Annotated in this window: 31 protein-coding genes; 18 read left to right on the plus strand and 13 right to left on the minus strand. The window is 70.5% G+C overall.

Annotated elements, in window-relative coordinates:
- Positions 1 to 98: 98 nt before the first annotated feature.
- The 3 genes from ABT004_RS03270 to ABT004_RS03280 all read left to right on the plus strand — a co-directional run bounded on the left by ABT004_RS03270 (position 99) and on the right by ABT004_RS03280 (position 2,448).
- Positions 99 to 1,124, plus strand: a complete 1,026-nt coding sequence (locus tag ABT004_RS03270) for a 6-phosphofructokinase (RefSeq protein ID WP_351331109.1) — start codon at positions 99 to 101, stop codon at positions 1,122 to 1,124.
- A gap of 111 nt (positions 1,125 to 1,235) precedes the next feature.
- On the plus strand, positions 1,236 to 2,189 hold the full coding sequence (locus ABT004_RS03275; RefSeq protein ID WP_351331110.1) for a cytochrome c oxidase assembly protein: 954 nt from the start codon (positions 1,236 to 1,238) through the stop codon (positions 2,187 to 2,189).
- A 100-nt stretch (positions 2,190 to 2,289) separates the two neighbouring features.
- Entirely contained in the window at positions 2,290 to 2,448 is a 159-nt protein-coding gene (locus ABT004_RS03280) for a hypothetical protein (protein WP_326020160.1), read from the plus strand.
- 26 nt (positions 2,449 to 2,474) lie between these two features.
- On the opposite strand, the gene ABT004_RS03285 is transcribed toward ABT004_RS03280, so the two are convergent.
- Positions 2,475 to 2,867, minus strand: coding sequence for an SSI family serine proteinase inhibitor (locus tag ABT004_RS03285; RefSeq protein ID WP_351331111.1), 393 nt, complete (start codon positions 2,865 to 2,867; stop codon positions 2,475 to 2,477).
- A gap of 208 nt (positions 2,868 to 3,075) precedes the next feature.
- Between ABT004_RS03285 and ABT004_RS03290 the strand changes: the two genes are divergently transcribed.
- The gene (locus ABT004_RS03290; RefSeq protein ID WP_351331177.1) at positions 3,076 to 3,792 is read left to right on the plus strand and encodes a lysophospholipid acyltransferase family protein; all 717 of its coding nucleotides are present in this window, start codon (positions 3,076 to 3,078) and stop codon (positions 3,790 to 3,792) included.
- An 87-nt stretch (positions 3,793 to 3,879) separates the two neighbouring features.
- Positions 3,880 to 4,917, plus strand: a complete 1,038-nt coding sequence (locus ABT004_RS03295) for an NAD-dependent epimerase/dehydratase family protein (RefSeq protein ID WP_351331112.1) — start codon at positions 3,880 to 3,882, stop codon at positions 4,915 to 4,917.
- Between the two features lie 22 nt (positions 4,918 to 4,939).
- Here the strand turns inward: ABT004_RS03295 and ABT004_RS03300 are convergent, their stop codons facing one another.
- The 8 genes from ABT004_RS03300 to ABT004_RS03335 form a co-directional block, all read right to left on the minus strand.
- The gene (locus ABT004_RS03300) at positions 4,940 to 6,556 is read right to left on the minus strand and encodes an alpha/beta hydrolase (protein WP_351331113.1); all 1,617 of its coding nucleotides are present in this window, start codon (positions 6,554 to 6,556) and stop codon (positions 4,940 to 4,942) included.
- A gap of 150 nt (positions 6,557 to 6,706) precedes the next feature.
- Positions 6,707 to 7,480: an urease accessory protein UreD gene (locus ABT004_RS03305; protein WP_351331114.1), complete on the minus strand. Its 774-nt coding sequence runs from the start codon at positions 7,478 to 7,480 to the stop codon at positions 6,707 to 6,709.
- Positions 7,468 to 8,145, minus strand: coding sequence for an urease accessory protein UreG (gene ureG / locus ABT004_RS03310; RefSeq protein ID WP_351331115.1), 678 nt, complete (start codon positions 8,143 to 8,145; stop codon positions 7,468 to 7,470). The genes ABT004_RS03305 and ureG overlap by 13 nt, the downstream gene beginning before the upstream one ends.
- 182 nt (positions 8,146 to 8,327) lie before the next feature.
- Positions 8,328 to 9,002, minus strand: a complete 675-nt coding sequence (locus ABT004_RS03315; RefSeq protein ID WP_351331116.1) for an urease accessory protein UreF — start codon at positions 9,000 to 9,002, stop codon at positions 8,328 to 8,330.
- Positions 9,003 to 9,033: 31 nt separating this feature from the next.
- Positions 9,034 to 10,755 (minus strand): urease subunit alpha, encoded by a 1,722-nt coding sequence (locus ABT004_RS03320; protein WP_351331117.1) that lies wholly within the window; start codon positions 10,753 to 10,755, stop codon positions 9,034 to 9,036.
- Positions 10,748 to 11,059 (minus strand): urease subunit beta, encoded by a 312-nt coding sequence (locus ABT004_RS03325; protein ID WP_351331118.1) that lies wholly within the window; start codon positions 11,057 to 11,059, stop codon positions 10,748 to 10,750. The genes ABT004_RS03320 and ABT004_RS03325 overlap by 8 nt, the downstream gene beginning before the upstream one ends.
- Positions 11,060 to 11,075: 16 nt before the next feature.
- Positions 11,076 to 11,378, minus strand: a complete 303-nt coding sequence (locus tag ABT004_RS03330; protein ID WP_351331119.1) for an urease subunit gamma — start codon at positions 11,376 to 11,378, stop codon at positions 11,076 to 11,078.
- Between the two features lie 211 nt (positions 11,379 to 11,589).
- The gene (locus ABT004_RS03335) at positions 11,590 to 11,880 is read right to left on the minus strand and encodes a type II toxin-antitoxin system Phd/YefM family antitoxin (RefSeq protein ID WP_351331120.1); all 291 of its coding nucleotides are present in this window, start codon (positions 11,878 to 11,880) and stop codon (positions 11,590 to 11,592) included.
- 78 nt (positions 11,881 to 11,958) lie between these two features.
- On the opposite strand from ABT004_RS03335, the gene ABT004_RS03340 reads away from it, so the two are divergent.
- The 4 genes from ABT004_RS03340 (at position 11,959) to ABT004_RS03355 (ending at position 14,446) form a co-directional block, all read left to right on the plus strand.
- Complete coding sequence (locus ABT004_RS03340) at positions 11,959 to 12,594, plus strand: ATP-dependent Clp protease proteolytic subunit (protein ID WP_351331121.1); 636 nt, start codon at positions 11,959 to 11,961, stop codon at positions 12,592 to 12,594.
- Positions 12,595 to 12,601: 7 nt separating this feature from the next.
- The gene (locus ABT004_RS03345) at positions 12,602 to 12,910 is read left to right on the plus strand and encodes a hypothetical protein (RefSeq protein ID WP_351331122.1); all 309 of its coding nucleotides are present in this window, start codon (positions 12,602 to 12,604) and stop codon (positions 12,908 to 12,910) included.
- A gap of 540 nt (positions 12,911 to 13,450) precedes the next feature.
- Entirely contained in the window at positions 13,451 to 13,924 is a 474-nt protein-coding gene (locus ABT004_RS03350) for a C40 family peptidase (protein ID WP_351331123.1), read from the plus strand.
- A 48-nt stretch (positions 13,925 to 13,972) separates the two neighbouring features.
- Positions 13,973 to 14,446, plus strand: a complete 474-nt coding sequence (locus ABT004_RS03355; RefSeq protein ID WP_351331124.1) for a DUF6328 family protein — start codon at positions 13,973 to 13,975, stop codon at positions 14,444 to 14,446.
- On the opposite strand, the gene ABT004_RS03360 is transcribed toward ABT004_RS03355, so the two are convergent.
- Positions 14,430 to 14,867: an ATP-binding protein gene (locus ABT004_RS03360; RefSeq protein ID WP_351331125.1), complete on the minus strand. Its 438-nt coding sequence runs from the start codon at positions 14,865 to 14,867 to the stop codon at positions 14,430 to 14,432. The genes ABT004_RS03355 and ABT004_RS03360 overlap by 17 nt on opposite strands.
- Positions 14,868 to 15,151: 284 nt before the next feature.
- Here ABT004_RS03360 and ABT004_RS03365 point away from each other — a divergent pair, with 284 nt between their 5' ends.
- Complete coding sequence (locus tag ABT004_RS03365; protein ID WP_351331126.1) at positions 15,152 to 16,009, plus strand: helix-turn-helix domain-containing protein; 858 nt, start codon at positions 15,152 to 15,154, stop codon at positions 16,007 to 16,009.
- A 50-nt stretch (positions 16,010 to 16,059) separates the two neighbouring features.
- Positions 16,060 to 16,269 carry a DUF397 domain-containing protein gene (locus ABT004_RS03370; protein ID WP_351331127.1) on the plus strand — a complete coding sequence of 70 codons (210 nt, stop codon included), beginning with the start codon at positions 16,060 to 16,062 and terminating at the stop codon, positions 16,267 to 16,269.
- Here the strand turns inward: ABT004_RS03370 and ABT004_RS03375 are convergent.
- A complete protein-coding gene (locus tag ABT004_RS03375; RefSeq protein WP_351331128.1) occupies positions 16,253 to 17,422 on the minus strand; it encodes an 8-amino-7-oxononanoate synthase in 1,170 nt (389 codons plus the stop codon). The two genes, ABT004_RS03370 and ABT004_RS03375, sit on opposite strands and share 17 nt — an antisense overlap.
- Positions 17,423 to 17,631: 209 nt before the next feature.
- Between ABT004_RS03375 and bioB the strand changes: the two genes are divergently transcribed.
- The 3 genes from bioB to bioD are packed head-to-tail and all read left to right on the plus strand — an operon-like array spanning position 17,632 to position 20,772.
- Entirely contained in the window at positions 17,632 to 18,774 is a 1,143-nt protein-coding gene (gene bioB / locus ABT004_RS03380; protein WP_351331129.1) for a biotin synthase BioB, read from the plus strand.
- Positions 18,767 to 20,065, plus strand: a complete 1,299-nt coding sequence (locus tag ABT004_RS03385) for an adenosylmethionine--8-amino-7-oxononanoate transaminase (protein WP_351331130.1) — start codon at positions 18,767 to 18,769, stop codon at positions 20,063 to 20,065. Before bioB ends, ABT004_RS03385 begins: the two co-directional genes overlap by 8 nt.
- A gap of 8 nt (positions 20,066 to 20,073) precedes the next feature.
- Positions 20,074 to 20,772 (plus strand): dethiobiotin synthase, encoded by a 699-nt coding sequence (gene bioD, locus ABT004_RS03390; RefSeq protein WP_351331131.1) that lies wholly within the window; start codon positions 20,074 to 20,076, stop codon positions 20,770 to 20,772.
- Between the two features lie 152 nt (positions 20,773 to 20,924).
- On the opposite strand, the gene ABT004_RS03395 is transcribed toward bioD, so the two are convergent.
- Complete coding sequence (locus ABT004_RS03395) at positions 20,925 to 21,263, minus strand: fic family toxin-antitoxin system, toxin component (RefSeq protein ID WP_351331178.1); 339 nt, start codon at positions 21,261 to 21,263, stop codon at positions 20,925 to 20,927.
- Between the two features lie 64 nt (positions 21,264 to 21,327).
- Entirely contained in the window at positions 21,328 to 21,567 is a 240-nt protein-coding gene (locus tag ABT004_RS03400; RefSeq protein WP_351331132.1) for a toxin-antitoxin system HicB family antitoxin, read from the minus strand.
- Positions 21,568 to 21,720: 153 nt separating this feature from the next.
- Here ABT004_RS03400 and ABT004_RS03405 point away from each other — a divergent pair, with 153 nt between their 5' ends.
- From ABT004_RS03405 to ABT004_RS03420, 4 genes are all read left to right on the plus strand, one after another.
- A complete protein-coding gene (locus ABT004_RS03405) occupies positions 21,721 to 22,521 on the plus strand; it encodes an ABC transporter ATP-binding protein (RefSeq protein WP_451190384.1) in 801 nt (266 codons plus the stop codon).
- Positions 22,522 to 22,523: 2 nt separating this feature from the next.
- Positions 22,524 to 25,088, plus strand: a complete 2,565-nt coding sequence (locus ABT004_RS03410; RefSeq protein ID WP_351331134.1) for an ABC transporter permease — start codon at positions 22,524 to 22,526, stop codon at positions 25,086 to 25,088.
- 54 nt (positions 25,089 to 25,142) lie between these two features.
- Entirely contained in the window at positions 25,143 to 26,033 is an 891-nt protein-coding gene (locus ABT004_RS03415; protein WP_351331135.1) for an LLM class F420-dependent oxidoreductase, read from the plus strand.
- Positions 26,034 to 26,114: 81 nt separating this feature from the next.
- On the plus strand, positions 26,115 to 26,540 hold the full coding sequence (locus ABT004_RS03420; protein WP_351331136.1) for a GNAT family N-acetyltransferase: 426 nt from the start codon (positions 26,115 to 26,117) through the stop codon (positions 26,538 to 26,540).
- Positions 26,541 to 26,553: the final 13 nt, after the last annotated feature.

Below are 26,553 nucleotides of genomic sequence, written 5' to 3' on the forward strand. Positions count from 1 at the left end.
CGGTGCGGACGGGCCCCCGGACGCCGATAAGGTACGGGGGTCCAGCCGGACGACGCAGTCCGGCCATCGGCCCACGTTTGCAAAGGTAATCCGGGCTTATGCGTATTGGTGTCCTCACTTCCGGAGGCGACTGCCCCGGCCTGAACGCCGTGATCCGCTCGGTCGTGCACCGTGCCGTCGTCGATCACGGCGACGAGGTCATCGGCTTCCACGACGGGTGGAAGGGCCTGCTCGAGTGCGATTACCGCAAGCTGGACCTCGACGCGGTGGGCGGCATCCTCGCCCGCGGCGGCACCATCCTCGGCTCCTCCCGCGTACAGCCCGCGCATCTGCGCGACGGCATCGAGCGGGCCAAGGAGCACGTCGCGGACCTGGGCCTGGACGCGATCATTCCGATCGGCGGCGAGGGCACCCTGAAGGCGGCCCGCCTCCTCTCGGACAGCGGCCTCCCGATCGTCGGCGTACCGAAGACGATCGACAACGACATCGCTGTCACCGACGTGACCTTCGGCTTCGACACGGCCGTCGGCGTCGCCACCGAGGCGCTCGACCGCCTCAAGACCACCGCCGAGTCGCACCAGCGCGTGCTGATCGTCGAGGTCATGGGCCGGCACACCGGCTGGATCGCGCTGCACTCCGGCATGGCCGCGGGCGCGCACGCCGTCGTCGTCCCCGAGCGCCCCTTCGACGTCGAGGAGCTGGCCGCGAAGGTCGGTGAACGCTTCGAGGCGGGCAAGAAGTTCGCGATCGTCGTCGCCGCCGAGGGCGCCAAGCCGCGCGAGGGATCGATGGCGTTCGACGAGGGCGCCAAGGACGTCTACGGCCACGAGCGCTTCGCCGGCATCGCCCGGCAGCTCTCCGTGGAGCTGGAGCAGCGCCTCGGTAAGGAGGCCCGACCGGTGATCCTCGGCCATGTCCAGCGCGGCGGCACCCCCACCGCGTACGACCGGGTGCTCGCGACGCGGTTCGGCTGGCACGCCGTGGAGGCCGTGCACCGCGGCGAGTTCGGCAAGATGACCGCCCTGCGTGGCACCGACATCCTGATGGTGTCGCTGGCCGAGGCCGTGGAGACGCTGAAGACGGTGCCGGACGAGCGGTACGCCGAAGCCGAGTGCGTGCTCTGATCCACTCCCCGCCCGAACCGCACAGAACTGCCCCCGGCCGAAGCAGCGGCCGGGGGCAGTTCTAGTCTGGGTGCGCACAATCCGTACGAAACGAGCAACAGGAGCCGGCGGATGGATCACAGCGGGCACGGCATGAACATGGATCTGCCGCCGTTCACGCTGGGGCGTGGCCTTGAATGGTCGGCCGACCCCTTCTTCCTCGTCGGGTGCCTCCTCGCGCTCGCCCTGTACGGCTACGGCGTCGTGCGGCTGGCCCGGCGCGGTGACGCGTGGCCGGTGTCCCGGACGATCTCGTTCGTCGTGGGCGTGCTCACCATCGGTCTGGTGATGTGCACGAAGCTGAACGACTACGGCATGGTCATGTTCAGCGTGCACATGGTGCAGCACATGGTCATCAGCATGCTGTCGCCGATCCTGCTCCTGATGGGCGCCCCGATCACCCTCGCCCTGCGGGCGCTCCCGGTGTCCGCGAAGCGCGGCAGCAAGGGGCCCCGTGAGGTGCTCCTGTGGCTGCTGCACAGCCGCTACATGCGGATCATCACGCACGCCGCGTTCACGATCCCGCTGTTCATCGCGAGCCTGTACGCGCTCTACTTCACGCCGCTCTTCGACTTCCTCATGGGGTCCAAGGTCGGCCATCTCGCGATGATGGTGCACTTCCTCGCCGTCGGCCTGGTGTTCTTCTGGCCGATCATGGGCGTGGACCCGGGGCCGAACCGGCCCGGCTATGTGATGCGAATGCTGGAGCTGTTCGCGGGCATGCCGTTCCACGCCTTCTTCGGCATCGCGCTGATGATGGCGTCGACGACGATGGTCGGCACGTTCGAGAACCCGCCGGCCTCGCTGGGCATCGATCCGCTCTCCGACCAGACCGCCGCCGGCGGCATCGCCTGGGCGTTCAGCGAGGTGCCGTCGGTCCTGGTGCTGCTTGCCCTGCTCTTCCAGTGGAAGAAGTCGGACGACCGGCAGGCTCGCCGCAAGGACCGCGCCGCCGACCGGGACGGCGACAAGGAACTGGCGGCCTACAACGCCTATCTGGCTTCCCTCAACGCGCGCGGACAGTAGCGCCACGCGCGCGTGGCAGTAGCGCCGCTACCCCGTTACGGGTGAGTATGGCCTCCTGGTCGCGGTCGGACATGTCCGGCTGCTGGGAGGAGGGTGCGTTATGCCCGGTTCCACGAAGACGATGGGTGCGTTCACCGTGGGCGGCCTGGTGGCCGTGACCGCCTACACGGTGGCGCTCGGCAGCAACGGGTGGCTGTGGTTCGGCTGGGTGGTGCTCGGCCTGCTCACTGTGGCGATGGTGGCGTCCCGCAGCAGCTGAAAGCCGGTACCTCCGGGGAACGGGGGTCAGAAGCGGAAGACGTAGCCGGTCGAGGCTTCCATCGTGCAGGCGTTGCCGAAGGTCTTGTGCCAGGCGATTGCCTTGCCGCGGTACGTGCCGGTGGCCTCGACCGTGACCGGGTCGTACACCTGGGTGCACATCTGCTGCTCGACCGGCAGCGCGTCCAGGTCGCCACCGGCCGCATCGAGGGCCGCGCAGGCCTCCGCGGCGTGCGGGTGCTGCCCCGAGGGCCGCGGCACACAGTTCAGGTGGACACCCCGGACCCAGGTGTTCTCGGCGCCGGAGACGGTCAGGAACAGCTCGCGCGGCTGCTCGGGTCCGTTGGTCGCGGCGACAGCCGAAGGGGCCGCAGCGGCCAGGGACAGGAACACGGCAGCGGCCGCGAAGACGGAACGCATACGGAAAACCTCCGGTGCTGGGACGTCAGGGTGGGAACACAGCACCCGCCGGGGCCGCCACCGCCAAGCGGACGCGCCGATCAGGCCCCGGAGAGCACCCGATCGGGCTCTCGCGCCGACGCTCCCGATTGGTTACTGTGCGCAAGCACGCAGCGGTACACGCGGCAGTACAAGCGGTCCAAGTGGCATGTGGGGGAAGGCGATCGGGATGTTCTACCGGCTGCTCAAGTACGTGATCCTCGGGCCGCTGCTGCGGCTGCTCTTCCGGCCCCGGATCGAGGGCCTGGAGCACATACCGGAATCCGGCGCCGCGATCGTCGCGGGCAATCATCTGTCGTTCGCCGATCACTTCCTGATGCCCGCGATCATCAAGCGGCGGATCACGTTCCTGGCGAAGGCCGAGTACTTCACCGGGCCGGGCCTCAGGGGCCGCCTCACCGCGGCGTTCTTCCGCAGCGCGGGCCAGATCCCGGTCGACCGCTCGGGCAAGGAGGCCGGCCAGGCGGCGATCCGCGAGGGCCTGGGGGTGCTGCGCCGCGGGGAGCTGCTCGGCATCTACCCGGAGGGCACGCGCTCGCACGACGGACGCCTGTACAAGGGCAAGGTCGGCGTCGCCGCGATGGCGCTCAAGGGGCGGGCTCCGGTCGTGCCGTGCGCGATGATCGGCACGTTCGAGGCGCAGCCGCCCGGCCAGAAGATCCCGACGATGCGCCGGGTGACGATCCGGTTCGGCAAGCCGATCGACTTCTCGCGCTACGCCGGGATGGACGACGAGAAGGCGATCCTGCGGGCGGCCACCGACGAGATCATGTACGCGATCCTGGAGCTGTCCGGGCAGGAGTACGTGGACAAGTACGCGGCCCTGGTGAAGGCGGAGGCCGAGGAGGAGAAGGCCCGGAAGTTCCCGCGGCTGCCGCTGAGTTGACCTCACTTCGGTCGACCTCTGGGTTCCCCGCTCTGCGCTGAGCAGATTCCGGGGTGTGGGCGAGCCCCGCCGACGTACGGTCCGGTCATGAAGAAGGCATTGGTGATCGGTGCGGCAGGGCAGATCGGACGGCCCACGGTACGGGCGCTCGCGGAGGACGGCTGGGAGGTGACGGCGGCCTCGCGCGGTGGCGGGCGGGACGCGGAGTGGCCGGACGGGGTGCGGGCGGTGCGGCTGGACCGGGAGGACGACGCGGCGCTCGCGGAGCTGGTCGGGGACGGGGTCGACCTCGTCGTCGACATGGTGGCCTTCACGCGGGAGCACGGGCGGCAGCTCGCGGGGCTCTCCGGCCGGATCGGCTCGGCGGTGGTGATCTCCAGCGGCGCCGTCTACCAGGACGCGGAAGGCCGCAGTTTCGACACGCAGGGCGAGCCGGACGGCTGGCCGCGCTATGACGGCCCCGTAAAGGAGACCGACCGGACGCTCGCGCCGGGCGACGCGACGTACGGGACGCGCAAGGTGCGGTTGGAGCGGGATCTGCTGGCGCTCGGTGACGCGCTGCCGACGACCCTGCTGCGGCCGTCCGCGGTGCACGGACCGTACTGTCGCACGCCGCGCGAGCTGTACTTCGTGAAGCGGAACCTCGACGGGCGCCGCAGGCGTGTGCTCGCGTTCGACGGGGAGAGCCGCTTCAACCCGGCGAGCGCCAGGAACCTGGCGGAGCTGGTGCGGGTGGCCGCGGCGCGGCCGGGATCGCGGGTGCTGAACGCCGCCGACCCGGACTGCCCCACCGTCGCCGGGATCGGCACGATGATCGACGCGTTGATGGGGGTGGAGACGGAGACCGTGCTCGTGTCCGGGCCGCCGCCGGCTCCGACCGTCGGGGACACTCCGTGGTCGCTGCCCCACCCGCTCGTCCTCGACATGTCGGCCGCCGAGCGGGAGTTGGGGTACAAGCCGGTGACGACGTACGCTGACGCGCTCCCCGAGACGGTCGAGTGGCTGACCGCGCGGCTGCGGGAGCAGGACTGGGAGACCGGCTTCCCGAAAATGGTCGCGTCGTACACGACCGGTCTTTTCGACTACGCGGCCGAGGACGCCTGGCTGGCGTCATCGGCCGCGTAGGGCTAACGGATCTAACGGATCGCTACGGCTTGGGCGTGGCGTGCGGTGCGCACGTCACGTCCTTGGCGTCGGTCTCGCCGGTGAGCAGGTAGTTGTCGACCCGGTCGTTGATGCAGGGGTTGGTCAGACCGGTGACACCGTGCGAGCCCGCGTCCTTCTCGGTGATCAGGCGGGAGCCCTTGAAGCGCTTGTGCAGCTCGACGGCGCCTTCGTACGGGGTGGCGGCGTCACGCGTGGACTGCACGATGAGGACCTTCGGCAGGCCCTTGCCGGTCTTCACGTCCAGCGGCGTCTGCTGCTTGGTCTTCCAGGTGGCGCAGGGCAGGTTCATCCACGCGTTGGCCCACGTCATGAACGGGTACTGCTTGTCGAGCGCCGTGTTGTCCTTGTCCCACTTCGACCAGCTGGTGGGCCACTTGGCGTCGGCGCACTCGACCGCGGTGTAGACCGCGTTGCTGTTCTCCGATGCGGCGTTGCCCGCGGTGTCCGACATGTCGGGGGCGGCGGCGTCGACCAGGGCCTGGGTGTCGCCGGCGACGTACTTGCTCCAGGTCTGCGCGACCGGGACCCACGAGGAGTCGTAGTACGGCGCGCTCTGGAAGAAGGCGATCAGCTCGGCCGGGCCGAGGACCCCGCCGATGGGGCTCTTCTTCGCGGCGGCGCGCAGGGTCTCCCACTGCTGTTGGACCTTGGCGCGCGTGTCGCCGAGGTGGAAGGTTGCGTCGTTCGCGGCGACCCAGTCCTGCCAGTCCTTCCAGCGGCCCTCGAAGGCGATGTCCTGGTTCAGGTTCGCCTGGTACCAGATGTTGCTCTTGGCCGGATTGACGACGCTGTCGACAATCATGCGGCGGACGTGGCCCGGGAAGAGCGTGCCGTAGACAGCGCCCAGGTAGGTGCCATAGGAGACGCCGAGGTAGTTGAGCTTCTTGTCACCGAGGGCGGCACGGATGACGTCGAGGTCGCGCGCGGTGTTCGGCGTCGTCATCTGCGGCAGCATCTCGCCGCTCTTGTCGTAGCAGCCGTCCGCGTACTCCTTGGCGAGCTTGCGCTGGGCGAGCTTGTCCGCCTCGGAGTCGGGGACCGGGTCGGCCTTGGGCGCCTTGACGTACTCCTGCGGGTCGACGCAGGAGATCGGCGCGGAGTGGCCGACGCCGCGCGGGTCGAAGCCGACGAGGTCGTAGGCCTTCGCCATCTTCGCGTAGATCGGGTTCTTGGTGGTCACGCGCGTCGGGAAGCGCATGCCGGAGCCGCCCGGACCGCCCGGGTTGTAGACGAGGGAGCCCTGGCGCTCGCCCTTGGTGCCGGTGTTGCCGATGCGGTCCACGGCGAGCTTGATCTGCTTGCCGTGCGGCTTGGTGTAGTCGAGCGGCACGCTGACCCAGCCGCACTGGATGGGCTTGTCGAGGCCCCAGTCCGCGGGGCAGTCCTTCCAGTCGACGCCGGCCTTCGCGGCCTTGGCGGCGGCGAAGGCCGCGCCGCGCGCCTGGCGTTCGGCGGTACTGCTGCCGGACTTGGGTGCGTCGGCCTGGGCGACGGGGGCGGTGACCGCGCCCGCTATCAGCGCCGCCGCGGCGAACGCGCCCGCGGAGCCGATCACCGCCTTCCGGCTGCCGCGCGCTGTCTGTCTGGTCCGTCTCAAGTGAGGCCTCCCGCACATCGATTCGATCCGTACGTCGATCGTGTTGCTGATCGGTACGCGGATCCTGACGCGTGCGGGGCCCCTGGCAACAGAGACAGCGGGCGTTCTTTACCAATCCGATAAACGGTATAACTCGCCCCGGTGAGCGGTTCAGGCCAGTCGGTCCAGCGCCGCATCGAGCGTCCGGCGCAGCCGAAGGGCGTCCGGCGCGACCGCCGTGACCAGCACGGCGGGGCCCGCCAGGGGCGTGAGCGCGGCCGTTCCGGCCTCGTCGAGCAGGGCGGCGGACGGCTTGTCCGTCTCGAACTCCGGGCGTACGACGACGAGTTGACCGAGGGCCCGGTGACCGGCGAGGACGGCGGGACCGTCCCAGCCACCGGGCGCGCCCGGGCCGCAGGCCAGCTCCTGGTCGAGCAGCGGACGTCCGGCCCGGTACACGGTGAGGCGGCTGGTGAGCCGGCCCGGCTCCTCGGCCACGCGCCCGAGCACCTGCTCCTCGCGCAGCACGAGCCGCGCGCCCGGCGCGAGATCGGCGCGCGTGGCGACTCGCAGGTCGCTCCCGCCCGCCGAGATCAACTGCTCGGGCAGCCAGTCCAGTCGGGCCCCGTCGGCGACGTCGAGGCGTACGTCGTAGTGGGCCTCGTCCTTGGCCTGTCCCGGCAGGGCGATGGTCGCGGCGATGGAGCCCACGTGCAGGTGGGCGCCCTCCTCGGCGCGCGCCTCCACGGTGAGGTGGTCGCCGCCGAGCGGGCCGCTCATGGCGCCGACGAGCATGACGCGGGCCTCACCGGCGCTCGCGCCGCGCGTGCGGCGCAGCGCGAACGAGCCCTCGGCCTCCATGACGGGCAGCGCGGTGCCGCCCCGCCCGTCGCCGCGCGAGACGATCCGGGCGGTGGAGCGGACGCCCGCGCTCACGCGGTCCACGCGGCGAGCCGCTCCCGGGCCCAGGCCGCGACGTCCCCGACGCCGACCTCGGAGCGCAAGGACTGGAGCACGACGGGGAGTTCGGCCCGCGCCTCCTTGGCGTCGGCCTCCATCCTCGCCAGGTCGGAGCCGACGTACGGGGCGAGGTCGGTCTTGTTGATGACCAGCAGGTTCGCGGTGGTGACACCGGGGCCGCCCTTGCGCGGGATGTCGTCGCCGCCCGCGACGTCGATCACGAAGATCTGCGCGTCGATGAGGCCCTTGGAGAAGGTGGCGGTGAGGTTGTCGCCGCCGGACTCGATGAGGATCAGGTCGAGCGGGCCGACCTCGTCCTCCAGGTCCTCGACGGCCTCCAGGTTCGCGGAGATGTCGTCACGGATCGCGGTGTGCGGGCAGGCGCCCGTCTCCACGGCGGTGATCCGCTCGGGCGGCAGCACGGCCTCGCGCAGCAGGAACGCGGCGTCCTCCCGCGTGTAGATGTCGTTCGTGACGACGGCGAGCGAGAGCTCCTCGCGCAGCGCGCGGCAGAGCGCGGCGACGGTGGCGGTCTTCCCCGAACCGACGGGCCCACCGAGCCCGATCCGCAGCGCCCGCCGCGTCCCGTCGGGCCGCCGAGCATCGGCGGAAACGGCGGAGGCTTCGTCGTGAGAGTGCCCAAGGTGCATGCTGATCCACAACTCCAATCTTTCCGACCTCACGGTCGGCCCGGCCGGCTCTTCCAGCCCGTCCGGCGTTTGAGGACATCCGGCCGGCTCTATCCAGCCCGTCCGGCGTTTGAGGACAAGAGGGTCCGGGGGCGAAGCCCCCGGGGGTCGGGAATGGGAAGGGGCGGCGGGGGCGACTTCCGCTAGGACGCGAAGAGCCGCACGGGCCAAGCCGCATGCGCCTCCGCGCCAATCTCCAGAAGCGGCGCCGACCCCGCAGGAAGCGCATCAACCCCCACATCAACCACCCGCCGCGCCGCCTCCACGGCATCCGCCACCACCCGATCAACCTCAGGCGCAAGCCGCGCCAGCACCCCGGTCGCATCGAACGGATCAAGGCTCAACAACCGCACCACGGCAGTCGCCGCCCCACCCACCCCTTCATACGCGGAGCAATACGCGGCATCCTCCGCCCCAAGCCCCGCCGACCTCGCGGCAAGCCCGAGCACGACGGGCTGATGCGCCCCCTTGGGGAACTGCCGTGCCAGGGCGTCGAGTTCGGGGTGCGGCCAGGTGGCACGCGCGGCCCGCATCATCTGCCGCCCGAGCTTGCGCGCGACGGCCCGCAGCGCGACCGACGGCGTACGCGCGTCGGCAGCCTCGTCGAGCGCGGCGGGGTCAATGCCTAGCGCGGCGGCAGCGGCCAACGAAGCGGTCACGACCCCACTGGTGTGCAACCGCCCCCGGCAGAACGCCTCCAGGCTCGCCGCGTCGGTGATCCGGCCCGCCTTGACCGCGGCCTCCGCCCCACCGGAGTGCGCATGCCCTCCGGCGGGGAAGCGGCCGTCGGCCAGGACGAGCAGTGCGGCGCGGCTCATGACGTACGCACCCGGCTCACAAGAACCCGCATCAGAACAGGAAGTACCGCTGCGCGAGCGGCAGTTCGGCGGCCGGGGCGGGCTCGACGAGCTCGCCGTCGATGGTCACGGCGAACGAGTCGGCGGCGACCTCGACGCGCGGCAGGGCGTCGTTGTTGAGCATGTCGGACTTGCCGCGACCGCGGGTGGAGTGGATCGGCACGAACGACCGGCCGAGCCCGAGCCGCTCCGGCAGCCCGTCCTCGATCGCCCACTCGCTCGTGAAGTTCACCGAGTTGGACTGGGGCGCCCTGCCGTACGCGCCGTACATCGGGCGCGGCAGCATCGGCTGCGGCGTGGGGATGGACCCGTTGGCGTCGCCCATCTGCGCATACGCGATCTGCCCGCCCTTGACGACGAGTTGGGGCTTCGCGCCGAAGAACTTCGGGTCCCAGAGCACCAGGTCGGCGAGCTTGCCGGGCTCCACGGAGCCGACCTCGTGGTCGATGCCCTGCGAAACGGCCGCGTTGATCGTGTACTTGGCGACGTAGCGGCGGGCGCGGGCGTTGTCGGCGCGGGTGTCGCCGGGCAGGAAGCCGCGGCGTCGCTTCATGACGTGCGCGGTCTGCCAGGTCCGCATGATGACCTCGCCGACGCGGCCCATGGCCTGCGAGTCCGAGGACATGATCGAGATGGCGCCGAGGTCGTGCAGGATGTCCTCGGCCGCGATGGTGGTGGGCCGGATGCGGGACTCGGCGAAGGCCAGGTCCTCGGGCACCGCCGGGTTGAGGTGGTGGCAGACCATCAGCATGTCGAGGTGTTCCTCGACGGTGTTGACGGTGTGCGGCCGCGTCGGGTTGGTGGACGACGGCAGCATGTTGGGCAGCGACACCGCGGTGATCATGTCGGGCGCGTGCCCGCCGCCCGCGCCCTCGACGTGGAACGCGTGCAGCGTGCGCCCCGCGACCGCGTCGAAGGTGTCCTGGACGAAGCCGGACTCGTTCAACGTGTCGGAGTGGATGGCGAGTTGGACGCCGGACTCGTCACAGACGTCGAGACAGGCGTCGATCACGGCCGGTGTCGCGCCCCAGTCCTCGTGGATCTTGAAGCCGACGGCGCCGCCGCGCAGTTGGGCGCGCATGGACTCCTTCGACATGGTGTTGCCCTTGCCGAGGAAGCCGATGTTGACCGGGCTGCTCTCCATCGCCGCGAACATCCGGGCGAGGTGCCAGGAGCCGGGGGTGATGGTCGTCGCCTTGGAGCCCTCCGCGGGGCCCGTGCCGCCGCCGACCAGCGTGGTGACGCCGGAGGCGAGGGCCTCGTCGAACTGGGTCGGCGAGATGAAGTGGACGTGGGTGTCGATGCCGCCGGCGGTGACGATCTTGCCGTTGCCCGCGATGACTTCGGTGTCGGGGCCGAGGACGAGGTCGGGGTGGACGCCGTACATGGTGTCCGGGTTGCCGGACTTGCCGATCGCCGTGATGCGGCCGTCGCGGATGCCGATGTCGGCCTTGACGACGCCCCAGTGGTCGATGATCACGGCGCCGGTGATGACCGTGTCCGGGGTGCCGTCGGCGCGTGTGGCCCGTGACTGGCCCATGGACTCGCGGATGACCTTGCCGCCGCCGAAGACGGATTCGTCGCCGGAGAGGCCGGGTCCGCCGGAGCGATCCTCCTCGATCTCGACGAGCAGGTCGGTGTCGGCGAGCCGGATGCGGTCGCCGGTGGTGGGGCCGAACAGATCGGCGTACGCGGCGCGGGACAGCTCAGGCATCGAGGGCACCTCCGGTCTCGCCGCGCAGGCCGGTGACGATGCGATTGCCTGCGAGGGGTACGAGTTCGACGTCGACGGGGATGCCGGGCTCGAAGCGTACGGCGGTGCCCGCGGCTATGTTCAGCCGCTTGCCGCGGGCGGCGGCGCGGTCGAAGTCGAGGCCGGGGTTGGCCTCGTAGAAGTGGTAGTGGGAGCCCACCTGGATGGGACGGTCGGCGGCGTTGAGCACCGTCATACGTGTGACGTCGCGGCCCTCGTTGTATGCGACCGGCTCGTCGGCGAAGAGTATTTCTCCGGGAATCATGACTGCCGCTCCCCCGTCAGACGATCGGCTCGTGGACGGTCACGAGCTTGGTGCCGTCCGGGAAGGTCGCCTCGACCTGCACGTCGTGGATCATCTCGGAGATGCCGTCCATGACGTCGTCACGGGTGAGCAACTTGCGTCCGGAGGCCATGAGTTCGGCGACGGTGCGCCCGTCCCGGGCGCCTTCGAGAATGTGCGAGGTGATCAGTGCGACCGCCTCGGGGTGATTCAGTTTCAGACCCCGGGCCCGACGCTTCTCGGCGACGTCGGATGCCACATGGATGAGCAGTCTCTCCTGCTCGTGCGGGGTCAAATGCACGATCCACCTCACAAGTCCTTCATGCCGGACCGTGCGGGCCCGGCTGCCGCGGCCACCGCGACGGGTCTAGATGTAACACACAACAAAGGCGCTCATCCGTGCGGACCCTGCCGCGAAAAGCGGCCGATGACCTGGAGTTGGAGGCTAATTCAGCGGAGTTTCAACGGCGTTAACCGACGCTTGACCGTCTTATTGCTGAACGTCGACCGCGCTACCTCAGCTCGGGGCCGCGATGCTCGGCGGCAATACCGAACCTTTGCTGTTCGCCCGGAGCGGACGCCGCCGTACCAATTCGTGACACGGACGTGACCACCGGTTCATCCGCGACATCTCCGGCGTGGACCCCCATCGCCTCGAGTCGCTCCAGGTCGGCGGCCGAGACCAGGGCGACGAGCGGCTTGCCGTGCCGGGTGACGACCACGCGCTCGCTGCCGTACACGACGCGGTTGATCAGGTCGGCGAGCTCAGCCCTGGCTTGCGTCACCGGAATCTCATAGGCCATGCTCCTCATCGTACGTCATGTACGTCCTGTACATTTTTACCGGTACAGCGTTTTCGCAGGTCCAGAGGAGGAGGCACCATGACCCGTCCGTCCGGCCGCTACGTCCTGCCCGAGTTCACCGAGCGCACCAGCTCGGGTAGCCGCACCCTCGACCCGTATTCGAAGCTCCTGGAAGAGCGCATCGTCTTCCTCGGCACGCCGATCGACGACGTCTCGGCGAACGATGTGATGGCGCAGTTCATGCACCTCGAGTACCAGGCGCCCGACCAGGACATCTCCCTGTACATCAACTCCCCGGGCGGCTCGTTCAGCGCGATGACCGCGCTCTACGACACGATGCAGTACGTCAGTTGCGACGTGGCGACGACGTGTCTGGGGCAGTGCTCGTCCGTGGCCGCGGTGCTGCTCGCGGCGGGGGCGCCGGGGAAGCGGATGACGCTGCCCGGCGCGCGCGTGGTGATCGACCAGCCCTCGCTGCCCGAGCCGGCCCAGGGGCAGCCGAGCGACCTGGAGATCTACGCGAGCGAACTCACGCGCATGCGCGACCAGTTGGAGGAGCTGCTCGCCGAGCACAGCGGGCGCTCCAAGGAACAGGTCGGCGCGGACATCGAGCGGGACACCGTACTGACGGCCCAACAGGCCCTCGAATACGGCCTGGTGGACCACGTCGTGGAGAGCCGGACCACCACGCTGCGCTCCCCCGGCGCGAGGTGATCGGCCGATGTATCCGCCCGAGCTCCCGCCGCTGCCCGCGATGACCCGCGCCGAGTGCGAGCTCGTGGACCGCTATCTGGAGGTGGTCGACCTCATCGCGCGGATCAACCCGGCCCGGGGCGATGACACCTACAGCGGACTGCGCGCGGCGCAGGCGCTGGTGAGCCGGGCGGTCGAGCTGCGGGACGCGCTGAACCTGATGCACCAGAGGGGCGAGAGCCGGGTGCACGCGAGCACGCTCGCGCGGGCACTGCGCGTCCTGGACGGGGAGCGGCGCACCAATCGGGTCACGTTGCCGTCAGAAACGGTCGGTTGACGTCACGGACCGCTCACCGAACTTCCCGAACCACCACGCCGCAACCCAAACGACCCGTACGGGGTACCCCGTACGGCCCATCCTCCGGTACGCACATGAGCCCGCCAAAGTTGCGTACGCGCCGTAGTCCGTTGCCGGAATTCGACGTTCCGCCGCTGGTGCGGGGCTCGTCGGTGCTCGGCGGGCGGGGACGAAAGCCGCACCGTCCACCCGAACGGGCCAAGGGTGACGAGACTCACTTACCGCCGGTTCACCCCGGTTTTCGCCCCCGCCGTGCGTGAAGATCCGTTGCGACGACAAGCCCCCGCCACCGCGGCGGGGCGGTCCGCACGGACGCCGAGTCCTGCCGCCGTGCGGATGCCAGGTCGACAGGAGTGCATCGGCAGGAGTGGAGGACCCGAGCACGACGGGCCCCCGCCGCGCCTCGCCAGAGGCCGCGCCGGACGGTCCTTGGGGTGAAGCCGCAGCATGCGGCCGGGCAACTTCGCCGGCCCGAACCCGACAGGTCATCCTTCACAGGCGGTTGACGAAGGGTTGCGCATGACTGCGCTGAATCGTGTTCCGTCGCTGCTGACCCGGGCGGGTACCGCTTCCGCCCTCACCATCGCCGTCGCCGGCGCGGGGCTCACTGTCCCCGGCGCCGCTTCCGACGCATCAGCGGCCACGGCATCCGTCAAGGCACTGCACGTCGCCGCGTCCAAGAAGGGTGCGCCGTACAAGTGGGGCGCCGCCGGGCCGCACCGGTTCGACTGCTCGGGCCTCACGCTCTACTCGTTCAAGCGGGCGGGCAAGAAGCTGCCCCGTACCGCGGCCCAGCAGTACAACAGGACCAAGCACATCTCAAGGTCCCATCGCACCCGCGGTGACCTGGTGTTCTTCCGCTCCGGCCGAAGCATCTACCACGTCGGCATCTACGCCGGAAAGGGCCGTATCTGGCACTCCCCGAAGACCGGAGCCAAGGTGCGCCTTGAGCGGATCTGGACGAACAGCGTGCTGTACGGCCGGGTGCGGTGAGCCGCCGCGCTCGCGCTTGAGCGTGCCGCGAGCGGATACTCGTAGGCGATGGACGAGCGCAACGAGACGCCGTTGGAGCGCGCCGACCGGAACTTCGGAGAACTCCTTCAGGAGCTCCGGGTCATCCAGACCGGCGTGCAGTTCCTGTTCGCGTTCTTGTTGACCCTCGCGTTCACCTCGCGCTTTCCCGAGCTCGACACCGTCCAACGGGCCACGTATGTCACGACGTTGCTCCTCACGGTCATCGCGGCCGCGCTGTTCACGGCGCCGGCCGCGGTGCACCGGATGCTGTTCCAGCTGGGCGCGAAGCGGCTGATCGTGACGGTGTCCGCGCGGCTCGCCGCGTACGGGATGGTGGTGCTGGTGCTGGCGCTGAGCGGGTCCGTGCTGCTCGTGGTCGATGTGACGGTCGGCAGGGGCGGCGGGATCGCGGCCGGCGTCGGGACGTTCTGCGTCTGTGCGGGTCTGTGGGGGCTGCTGCCGTGGCTGCTGCGGCGAGCGATCCTCAGGCGGGACGGCTGACCGGGGCCACCCAGGGCAGCGTGATCAACACCGTCTTGCCCCCCTCGGGAGTCGGTCGCACGGTCAGCGTGCCGCCGCACTCCGCGGTGAGACAGCGGATGATGACCATGCCCCTGCCGTTGTCCTGCTGGACCGCGGCAGGCAGCCGCTTCGGATAGCGGGGGTGACTGTCCGTGACGCCGATGCGCAGCTGCTCGTCACGCTCCAGCTCCATGTCGACGGTGAACGTGGGTGACTGCCCGCGTGTGTGCTGCACCGCGTTCGTCGCGAGCTCGGAGACGATCAAGCGGATGGCGTCCGCCGCGTCGGTGCCCGACGCCATGCCCCACTCCCCGAGGATGGTGGCGACATACCTGCGGGCGGCGGAGACCGAGGCGGGATCGCTCGGCAGGGTGACGGATGCTTCCTGGTGATCTGCCATGGCGACGTGTCCCTTTCCCGCCGAGGTGGCTCGTCCGGCCGCACGGATCGCTCGCGTACGGCCCCCGGCAACTGCTTCGCGCCAGATTGCCACTTGGACGTCCCCCCGTGGTGCCGATCCCCCAAGATATGCATATATCTGTCGCTCGATGCGGTGAACTCTGGGACGGTGGAGTGCATTTGGGCCGAGGGCCGCTGTGTCCTCTACCGTCGGCTCAGATATGCGTCCCGTGCGGGCCGGGAGGGAGTCCGGCCGGGTGGCGCGAGGAGCCCGAGGAGTCCTCCATGAAATACGGTCCCGCGGTACGCCGCCGCAAGCTCGGTGCCGAATTGCGGACGCTGCGCGTCCGGGCCGGCCTGACGAGCGGAGAGGCGGCCAGGCTCGTCGGCTGGCACCAGTCGAAGGTGAGCAGGATCGAAACAGGGCGCAGCGGCGTGAAGCCTGCGGACGTGCTGCGGCTGCTCGACGCCTTCGAGGCCCGCGATCCCCGACTCCGCGAGCTGGTGGTCGCGCTGGCCGGCGGAGACGAGGCGGGCGGCGGCGGGCAGCACTGGTGGCACGCGTACCGGAGCCTGCTGCCGCCCGCGTACCGCGATTTCATCAGCCTGGAGTCCCAGGCGTGCCGCATCAGGACCCTGGAGACGAGCGTCGTGCCGGGGCTGCTGCAAACTCCCGAGTACGCGCACGCGGTGACACGTTCGGTATTGAACGGTGCGCCGGACCGGCACATCAACGCGCTGGTGGATGTGCGGCTCGCGCGGCAGGACGTGCTGCGCGCCGAGCCGCCGCTGCGGCTCACCGCCGTGCTCGACGAGGCGGTGCTGCGACGCGAGGTGGGCGGGAACGGAGTGCTGCGGCGGCAGTTGGCGCATCTGGCCGAGGCGGCATCAATGCCCCATGTCCGGATCCATGTGCTTCCGTTCTCGTCCGGAGGCCATATCGGCTTGACGGGACCTTTCGTTGTGTTCTCTTTTCCGAACACATCTGATCTGGATGTGGTTGTTCTCGACCATTTGACGAGTAGCCTCTACCTGGAACGGAAAGAAGACCTCAAGGCGTACACGGACGCCTTCGACGCTCTTCTGCTCCACGCCAGGTCACCCGAGGATTCACTGGAATTCATCGCAGCGATTGCCGGGTAAGCGAGGACGCCGACACCTCGTCGTGCGCCGGCACCGCGTGAGGAGGCATCATGGCCATTGCCCGCAGCACGTCGTTGAACGGTGTCCGATGGCGGCGCAGCAGCCGCAGCACGGGCGCCAACAACTGTGTGGAGACAGCCCCGCTGGGGACGGGCGCGACGGCCGAACTGCTGGCCGTCCGCGACTCCAAGCGCATGACGGGGCCCGCGCTCCTGTTCACGTCCGCGACATGGCGGGCATTCGTCACATCCCTGCGGTAGCCGCCCCGTTGGGTGCGGTGCGGCTGATCACCCGTACGGCCCGGTCGACTTCGGTCACCGTGAGGTCGGCGCGGGCGGTCAGCCGCAGCCGCGCGATACCGTCGGGCACGGACGGCGGCCTGAAGCACCCCACCGAGAGCCCGGCGTCCCGGCAGTCCGCGGCCCAGCGGACCGCCGCGTCGGGCGAGGGGGCGCGCACGGAGACGACCGCGGCGTCAGGGCGTACGGCCAACAGCCCTTCCTGCCGCAGGAGTTGATGCAGGGAGGTCGCCATGTCCCGCGACCGCGCCGCGCGTTCGGGCTCGCGGCGCAGGAGCCGTAGTGCCGCGAGGGCCGATCCGCACGCGGCCGGGGCGAGGCCCGTGTCGAAGATGAAGGTGCGGGCCGCGTTGACGAGGTGGTCGATGACGTGGGCCGGGCCGAGCACCGCGCCGCCCTGACTGCCGAGGGACTTGGAGAGGGTGACGGTGGTGACCGTGTCCGCGGCGCCCGCGAGGCCCTCCGCGTAGGGGACGCCCCGCCCGCCGGGGCCGACGACGCCGAGCCCGTGCGCGTCGTCGATGATCAGACCGGACCCGAACTCCCTTGCCGCACGCGCCAGTTCGGCGATCGGGGCCCGGTCGCCGTCGACCGAGAAGACCGAGTCGGTGACGACGACGGCCGACCCTTCATGCGTGCCGAGTGCCTTGCGGACGGCTTCAGGGTCCGCGTGCGGGGCCACTTGGGTAACCCCGCGGGCGAGGCGGCAGCCGTCGATCAGCGAGGCGTGGTTGCCCGCGTCCGACACGATCAGTGAGGCGTCTGGGGCGAGGGCCGTGACAGCCGCGAGGTTCGCCGCGTATCCGGAGGAGAACACGAGGGCCGCCTCGAAGCCGCAGAACTCGGCCAGTTCGCGCTCCAGTTGAGCGTGCAGTTCGGTGCTGCCCGTCACCAGGCGGGACCCGGTGGCCCCACCACCCCACCGGCGCGCGGCCCCGGCCGCACCCTCGACGACCTCGGGGTGCCGGGCGAGCCCCAGGTAGTCGTTGCTCGCGAGGTCGAGCACCGGGCTGCCCGCCGGGCGCGGGCGCAGCGTACGGACGAGTCCCGCGGCCTCGCGGGCGCGCCGCTGTGCGCCGATCCAGCCGAACGCGGGTGTGTGGGGCGTGGGCATGAGTCCCTCTGCGAGTCCGGCAATGGGTGAGCGGCGCATTGAGCGATGCGTTGGGCGCCGCTTTGGTTGAGCGCTGCTTTGTAGGTAATGCACAGACACTAGCGCCCGCGCCACTCGGGCAGGATGTGGCAATACCCACACGACGTACGCCGTCCTTTGTAGAGAGTCTCCTTTCCCCGGGGCTACGGGATAGGTAAGGATCAGGGCCCATGGACCTGCTGAACACGCTGGTGGACAAGGGGCTTCGGCGCGAACTGCCGAGCCGTGAAGAGGCGCTCGCGGTGCTCGCGACGTCGGACGACGAACTGCTCGACGTGGTGGCCGCGGCCGGCAAGGTGCGCCGCCAATGGTTCGGGCGGCGGGTGAAACTCAACTATCTGGTGAACCTCAAGTCGGGTCTGTGCCCGGAGGACTGCTTATACTGCTCGCAACGCCTCGGTTCGAAGGCGGAGATCCTCAAGTACACGTGGCTGAAGCCCGATGAGGCCTCCAAGGCAGCGGCCGCCGGGATCGCGGGCGGCGCAAAGCGGGTGTGCCTGGTGGCGAGCGGGCGCGGGCCGACGGACAAGGACGTGGACCGGGTCGCGCGGACCATCGACGCGATCAAGACCGAGAACGAGGGCGTGGAGGTGTGCGCCTGCCTCGGTCTGCTGAACGACGGGCAGGCGGAGCGGCTGCACGGCGCGGGTGCCGACGCGTACAACCACAACCTCAACACCTCCGAGGCGACGTACGGCGACATCACCACGACGCACACGTACGCGGACCGCGTCGACACCGTGAAGAAGGCGCACGAGGCGGGCCTTTCCGCCTGCTCCGGCCTGATCGCGGGCATGGGCGAGCGCGACGAGGACCTGGTCGACGTCGTCTACGGGCTGCGCGAACTCGACCCTGACTCGGTGCCGGTGAACTTCCTGATCCCGTTCGAGGGGACACCGCTGGCCAAGGAGTGGAACCTGACACCGCAGCGGTGTCTGCGGATCCTGGCCATGGTGCGGTTCGTGTGCCCGGACGTGGAGGTGCGGATCGCGGGCGGCCGCGAGGTGCACCTGCGGTCGATGCAGCCGCTCGCCCTGCACATCGCCAACTCCATTTTCCTGGGCGACTACTTGACGAGCGAGGGCCAGGCGGGAAAGACCGACCTGGACATGATCGCGGACGCCGGGTTCGAGGTGGAGGGCACGGAGCAGGTGACGCTGCCGGAGCACCGGGCGGTGGGTGGCTGCGGTTCGACCTGCGCCCCTTCAGCGGAGACCGGGACCGAGGCCGCCACCGAGGCCGGGGAGGCACGGACCGATCTCGTCGCCGTACGCCGCCGCGGCGCGGGGACGGATCTGGCGCCCAATGCCTGAGCTGAACGTGGCCGAACTGCTCGACCTGGACCGGCGCCACGTCTGGCACCCGTACGGTCCGATGCCCGGCACGCAGCAGCCCCTGGTCGTCGAGTCGGCGGCCGGGGCGCGGCTGCGGGTCGCGGGGCACGGCGAGCTGGTGGACGGCATGTCGTCATGGTGGTCGGCGATCCACGGCTATGGCCACCCGGTGCTCGACGAGGCGGCGCGCGGCCAGTTGGGGCGGATGAGCCACGTGATGTTCGGCGGCCTGACCCACGAGCCGGCGGTACGGCTCGTGGAACGCCTTGTCGACATGTCGCCGGAGGGCCTGGAGCACGTCTTCCTCGCGGACTCGGGGTCCGTGTCGGTCGAGGTCGCCCTGAAGATGTGTCTGCAGTACTGGCGCTCCCTGGGCCGGCCCGAGAAACGGCGCATGCTGACATGGCGCGGCGGTTACCACGGTGACACCTGGCAGCCGATGTCCGTGTGCGACCCGGAGGGCGGGATGCACGGCCTGTGGGCGGGTGTCCTCCAGGAGCAGATCTTCGTTGACGAGCCGCCGAGCGGCTTCGACGCGTACGAGGAGTCGTACGCGGAACAGCTGCGGGAGGCGATCGGCCGGCACGCGCACGAGGTGGCGGCCGTGATCGTGGAGCCGGTGGTGCAGGGCGCGGGCGGGATGCGGTTCCACTCCCCCGCGTATCTGCGGGTGCTCCGGGAGGCCTGCGACGCGCATGATGTGCTGCTGGTGTTCGACGAGATCGCCACGGGGTTCGGGCGGACCGGGGAGCTGTTCGCGGCCGGGCACGCGGGGGTGTCGCCCGATGTGATGTGTGTCGGGAAGGCGTTGACCGGTGGCTATCTGACGATGGCGGCGACGTTGTGCACGCCGCGGGTCGCCGAGGGGATCTCGCGGGGCGAGGTGCCGGTGCTCGCGCACGGGCCGACGTTCATGGGAAACCCGCTGGCGTCGGCGGTCGCGTGCGCGTCGATCGATCTGCTGCTTGAGCAGGACTGGCGCGGTGAGGTGAAGCGGATCGAAGCGGGGCTGAGTGATGCTCTGTCAGAGATGCGCGAGATGACCGGAGTTCGGGATGTACGCGTCCTGGGCGCCATCGGTGTCGTCCAGCTCGACCGTGAGATCGACATGGCCGCGGCGACGCGGGCGGCGGTCGCGGAGGGTGTGTGGCTGCGGCCGTTCCGGGACCTCGTCTACACGATGCCGCCGTACGTCACGAGCGACGAGGACGTGGCACGGATCGGTCGCGCGGTGTGCGCGGTCGCTGCCGCCGCGACACGGGAAGGGTGAGGGCCGAGATGGGTGTGCTGGTGGTGACCGGGACCGGGACCGACGTGGGCAAGACCGTGACGACGGCCGCGCTCGCGGCCGTCGCGGCGCGGGCCGGGCGCTCGGTGGCCGTGCTCAAACCGGCGCAGACGGGCGTCGCGCCCGGGGAGCCGGGAGACGTGGACGAGGTGCTGCGGCTCGCCGGGGACGCCGTGACGGGGGTCGAGCTGGCGCGGTATCCGGAGCCGCTCGCGCCGGGTACGGCTGCGGCGCGGGCCGGTCTCGCGCCGGTGCGGCCGTGGCAAGTCGCCGAAGCCGTGGGGAAGTTGGAGGCGTCGCACGACCTCGTGCTGGTGGAGGGCGCGGGCGGGCTGCTCGTGCGCTTCGACGAGGAGGGCGCGACGCTGGCGGATGTGGCGGGGCTGCTCGGGGCGCCGGTGCTCGTGGTCGCGGCGGCGGGGCTCGGGACGTTGAACTCCGTGCAGTTGACGGGTGAGGCCCTACGCGCGCGTGGCCTCCACCAGGCGGGCGTCGTCATCGGCAGCTGGCCCCGCGACCCGGGGCTCGCGGAACGCTGCAATGTGGCGGATCTGCCGGTGGCGGCGGAGGCGGAGCTGCTGGGCGCGGTGCCGGCGGGGGCCGGGGCACTGCCCTCCGGGGAGTTCCGGGCGGGAGCGCGGCGGTGGCTGGCGCCGTCGTTGGGCGGGGTGTGGGAGGGGCACGTTTGACCTAGCCGGGGTCGTTGTGGTCGAGCCGGGGCCGGGGCCAGGGGTTTCGTTGCGCGGCACCGGGGTGCCGCCTTGCCCACCCTGCCGCCCAAGGCGGCAGATTGCCCAAGGCGGCGCGGCACTATCGAGCCCCGCCGAGGGGCGGCTAAGCCTCACAAGCACCAGGTGCGGAGTTCCTTCTCGATGTCGTCGACCGTCGCCGTACCCGTCTTCACCAGGCGCGCCAGATCGCGGATCTGCTCCGGCGACGTGACGATCTTCAGCCCGCTGGCGACGAGGTACGCGTAGGCGACGGCCGTCGCGTACATCGCGTTCGAGCGCTCCAACGCCGGTACGTGGATGAGGAGTTGGAGGAGCGATGCGGCGCGCGCATGCGGCGAGTCGTAGACCGGCACGTCGAATATCGCGGCCCGATGCCGGGCGACGGCACCCACGAGGGCTCCCCAGTCGGTGACCTGCGGATCGCCAGGGGTCTTCCGCTCCGCGACCATCAGCAGCCAGGCGAGGTCGATGGAGAGATGCGGTGACGGTGACGGCCGCGACGACTGTGGCGGCTCACTCAACGGGACGACGCCGACCTTCGATGTCCGCGCCGAACTCCTCGGCGAACACCGACTCGTACTGCTTCATGAAGTCGGCGGCGGCGTCGACAAACGTCCGCCCCTGCTCGCCCGCGTCACGCCGCACCAGATCCTCGATGTACCGGTTCACGCTCACCCCTTGGGCGAGCGCGCGCTCACGGGCGGTGCGGGCGGTGCCCTCTTCCACCCTGACGTTCAGCTGCGTCTTGGCCATATCTCTACGCTAGCGCCATTGTGCTAGCAGCGGCAAGGTGCGGACGATCGATCGTCCGTCGAGGCTCGTTGTCAGTGCGAGCGGCTATTCTCGGATCCGATGTCGAGCCTTGCGGTCCGAAGCACAACTGGCTTACGGAGTAAGGGAGTTGGGGTGGGGGGAACGGGTGTGGTCAAGGAGGCCGCCGTTGCCGCGCGGGCCAGGGGCCTGACGAAGGCGTACGGCTCGGGCGAGACGCAGGTGCTCGCTCTCGACGCGGTGGACGTGGACATCGCGAGCGGCCGGTTCACGGCGGTGATGGGCCCTTCGGGCTCGGGCAAGTCCACGCTGATGCACTGCCTGGCGGGCCTCGACACGGTCTCGGCGGGACAGGTGTGGCTGGGCGAGACGGAGATCACGGGCCTGAAGGAGCGCGACCTGACGCGGCTGCGGCGCGACCGGGTGGGCTTTATGTTCCAGTCCTTCAACCTGATCCCGACGCTGAACGCGGCGGAGAACATCACGCTGCCGATGGACATCGCGGGCAAGTCACCGGACCCCAAGTGGCTGGAGCAGGTCGTCGACACGCTCGGCCTGCGGGACCGGCTGAAGCACCGCCCCGCTCAGCTGTCCGGCGGGCAGCAGCAGCGCGTCGCGTGCGCGCGGGCGCTCGCCGCGCGCCCCGAGCTGATCTTCGCGGACGAGCCGACGGGGAACCTGGACTCGCGGGCCGGGCTCGAAGTGCTCGGATTCCTGCGCCAGGCGGTCGACGAGCTGGGCCAGACCGTGGTCATGGTGACCCACGACCCGGGCGCCGCCGCCCACGCCGACCTGGTCCTCTTCCTCGGTGACGGCCGCCTCGTGGACGAGATGCGGGAGCCGACCGCCGAGGCCGTCCTGGAGCGCCTGAAGCGGTTCGACGTCGCGCGCCAGGTGGTCACCGAACATCCGGGCTCCCCGGGCTCCGGGTCGTAGCCGTGCTGAAGGCGACGTTACGGAGCTTCCTGGCGCACAAGGGGCGCCTCGTCCTGTCCGCGCTCGCCGTCGTCCTGTCGGTGGCGTTCGTCGCGGGCAGCCTGATCTTCTCGGACACCGTGTCGCGCACCTTCGACCGGCTCTTCGCGTCGACGTCGGCGGATGTGCGGGTGGCCCCCGCGGAGGACGACTTCGACGAGTCGGTGCCGTCGGGCACGGTGCGTACGGTGCCCGCCTCGCTGGCCGGGCGGATCGACCGGGTCGACGGCGTGGCCGCCACACACATCGACGCCGGGGTCGAGAACATCACCGTCGTCGACCGGCACAACAAGTCGGTCGGACCGACCACCGGCGCGCCCACGATCGCCACCAACTGGGAGCCCACGGACCGCAGTCCGGTGCGTCTGACCTCGGGGCACGCACCGCGCGGCGCCCGCCAGGCGCTGCTCGACGCGGACACCGCCGACAAGAAGCACGTGCGCATCGGGGACCCGCTCACCATCCTCGCCAAGCCCGGCTCGTTCAAGGTCGAGGTCGTGGGCATCGCCACGTTCCGTACGACGAACCCGGGCGCGGCCCTCGTCTTCCTCGACACCGGCACCGCACAGCGCAAGCTGCTCGGCGGCAGCGGCCGGGCGACGAGCATCGCGGTGGACGCGGCTCCGGGTGTCGCCGACGCGACGCTCAAGCGGCGGATCGGGCAGGAGCTGGGCGGGTCCTACGACGTGAAGACGGCCGCCGAGGACGCCAAGTCGGCCGCCGCGGACCTGGGCGGATTCCTCGACGTCATCAAGTACGTGATGCTCGGCTTCGCCGGGATCGCCGTCCTGGTCGGCGTGTTCCTCATCGTCAACACGTTCTCGATGCTGATCGCCCAGCGGACTCGGGAGTTGGGGCTGCTCCGCGCGCTCGGCGCGGACCGCCGGCAGGTGCGGCGCTCCGTCCTTACGGAGGCGGTGCTGCTCGGGCTCGTGGGCTCGGCGGCCGGGTTCGCGCTCGGCGTGGGGCTCGCGGTCGGGCTCATCAAGGTGATGGGCGTCTTCGGGATGAACCTCAAGTCCACGGAGATGGTGGTGGGTTGGGGCACGCCTGTCGTGTCGTTCGCGGTCGGCGTCGGGGTCACGTTCGTGGCCGCGTACCTGCCGTCGCGGCGCGCGGCCCGCGTCTCCCCGATGGCCGCGCTCGCCGACGCCGAGATCGCGGGCGTGGGGCGGCCGTTGAAGGTGCGGGCGGTGGTGGGCTCGGTGATCGGCGTGGCGGGCGCCGCGGCGCTGATCGGCTGCTGGACGGCGGACGAGACCGGGACCGCGGCCTCGCTGCTCGGCCTCGGCATCGTCCTCACGCTGCTCGCGACGGTCGTCGCGGGGCCCCTTCTCGTACGTCCCGTGATCCGGGTCCTCGGCGGCACGTTCCCCAGGGTGTTCGGCTCGATCGGCCGGATGAGCCAGCGCAACGCGCTGCGCAACCCGCGCAGGACGGGCGCGACGGCCGCCGCCCTGATGGTGGGCCTCGCCCTGGTGGCGGGGATGTCGGTGGCATCCGCCTCCATGAGCAAGTCGTTCGACCAGCAGATCGACGACACGCTGGGCGCCGACTTCACCGTGCAGAACGCCAACTTCATGCCGTTCCCACAGGAGGTCACGCGGAAGATTCGGGCGACGGACGGCGTGGGCCTGGTCGTGCGCCAGCGCTTCAGCGCGCTCGCCGTGCGCATGCCGGACGGAAAGCGCGTGAAGACGACGGCCTCCGGGTGGGACCGGCGCGTCGACGGCGTCGCGCATGTCACGTACGCGCGGGGCAGCAGCGCCACGGGCCTGGCGCCCCGGCATCTGCTGCTCCAGAAGGAGTTCGCCGACGAGCACGAAGCGCGGATCGGCAGCGTCCTGCCCGTGGAGTTCCCCGGCGGGAAGCGCACGAAGCTGACCGTGGGCGCCCTGACCGACCAGGAGGCGAACGACTTCGGCATGTCCGGTGGCTTCGCGATGGGCCTGGCCACGCTGGAGAGGTTCGCGCCGGGCGGCCAGGACTCGGCGGTGTACGTCAACGCCTCCTCCGGCACCTCGCCCGACGTGTTGCGCGAGCGCCTTGAGAAGACGCTCGACCCGTATCCGCAGGTGCAGGTGCGCGACCTCGCCGACTACAAGGAACTGATCCACGGGCAGATAGCGGTGCTGCTCTATCTGGTGTACGCGCTGCTCGGCCTGGCGATCGTCATCGCGGTCCTCGGGGTGGTCAACACCCTTGCCCTGTCGGTCGTGGAACGCACGCGGGAGATGGGCCTGCTGCGGGCGATCGGGCTCGCGCGACGCCAGTTGCGGCTCATGATCCGCCTGGAGTCGGTGGTGATCGCCGTGTTCGGGGCGGTGCTCGGGCTCGCGCTCGGCCTCATATGGGGCGTGGTCGCCCAGCGGGTGCTCTCCCTGGAGGGCATGAAGGCTCTGGCGATCCCGTGGTCGACGATCGTCGCGGTGGTGGTCGGCTCGGTGGTCGTGGGACTCGCGGCGGCGCTGCTGCCGGCGCTGCGGGCCTCGCGGCTGAACGTGCTGGCGGCGATCGCGCACGAATAGCGGGCCGGACGTAGGGTCGTTCCGAAGCAACTGTCCACGTTTCGAGGAGAGTTCATGAGTAGGGAAGGTCCGGCGACGGCGCGCCCGTTCCGTTTCGGCGTCAACCTGGTCACCCCGGCGCCGGACGACGCGTGGCGCGCCAAGTGCCGGCGGGCCGAGGAGCTCGGCTACGACGTGATCCTCGTACCCGACCATTTGGGCGCCCCGTCGCCGTTCCCCTCGCTCGTGGCGGCGGCCGACGCGACGAGCCGGCCGAAGGTGGGCACGTTCGTCCTCAACTGTGCGTTCTGGAACCCGGTGTTGCTCGCCCGCGAGATCACCACCACCGTCGCGCTCACCGGCGGCCGTCTCGAGCTCGGCCTCGGCACCGGCTACGTACGCGAGGAGTTCGAGCAGGCCGGCCTGGAGTGGGGCACGCCCGGCAGCCGGGTCGGGCATCTGAAGCACACCGTCACCGAGCTGGACCGGCTGCTCGCCGCCCCCGACCAGGGGCCCCGGCCCCCGCTCCTGATCGGCGCCAACGGCGACCGGATGCTGCGGATCACGGCCGAGCACGCCGACATCGCCGCGTTCAGCGGCGCCCGCGCACCCGCGGGGAACGCGGGCGGGCTCGAACCGCTGACCGGTGACGAGTTGGAGGAGCGGGTCGAGACGTACCGGAAGTTCGCCGCCGACCGCCCGGAGAGCGCCGAACTCAACCTGCTCGTACATCTGGTGGCGGTGACGGACGACCGGCCCGCCGCCGCCCGCCCCCTCCTCGAACATCTGCCGCGGCTCACCGAGGAGCAGGTCCTGGACTCACCGCTGCTGCTCGTCGGCACCGTCGAGCAGATCGTCGAGCAACTGCTGGCGCAGCGCGAGCGGTTCGGGTTCTCGTACATCACGGTCCTGGAGCCGTTCATGGAGGCACTCGCGCCGGTGATCGAACAACTGCGGGGCCGCTGATCGAAAGGCTGTGGAGGTCCACCGAGCGTCCGGCATGTGAAATCGGCGGCGGCCGGCGGGCCGCGGTGATGGGATCGGCGCATGAGCGATCTTCGTGTACGTGCCGCAGGACCCGCCGATCTCGACGCCGCGCTCGCGTTCTGGAAGGAGGCCGCGGAGGGCACCAGCATCAGCGACGACCGGACGGGCGTCGAGCGCCTGGTCGAGCGGGATCCCGAGGCCCTGCTGCTCGCCGAGCGCGACGGGGAGCTCGTGGGCACGGTCATCGCCGGGTTCGACGGCTGGCGCTGCCATCTGTACCGGCTCGCGGTGCATCCACAGGCGCGGCGTCAGGGCATCGGGAGCGCGCTGCTCGCGGCGGCGGAGGAGCGCTTCGTCGCGCTCGGCGGGCGCCGCGCAGACGCCATGGTCCTGGACCGGAACGAGCGGGCGCACCTCGCGTGGCAGGCGGCGGGGTACGCGCCGCAGCCGCAGTGGTCCCGGTGGGTCAAGCCGCTCACCGACTGACGGTTCCGGCAGC

Origin of the sequence: Streptomyces sp. NPDC002790 (assembly GCF_040295505.1) — a bacterium.
GTDB lineage: Bacteria > Actinomycetota > Actinomycetes > Streptomycetales > Streptomycetaceae > Streptomyces.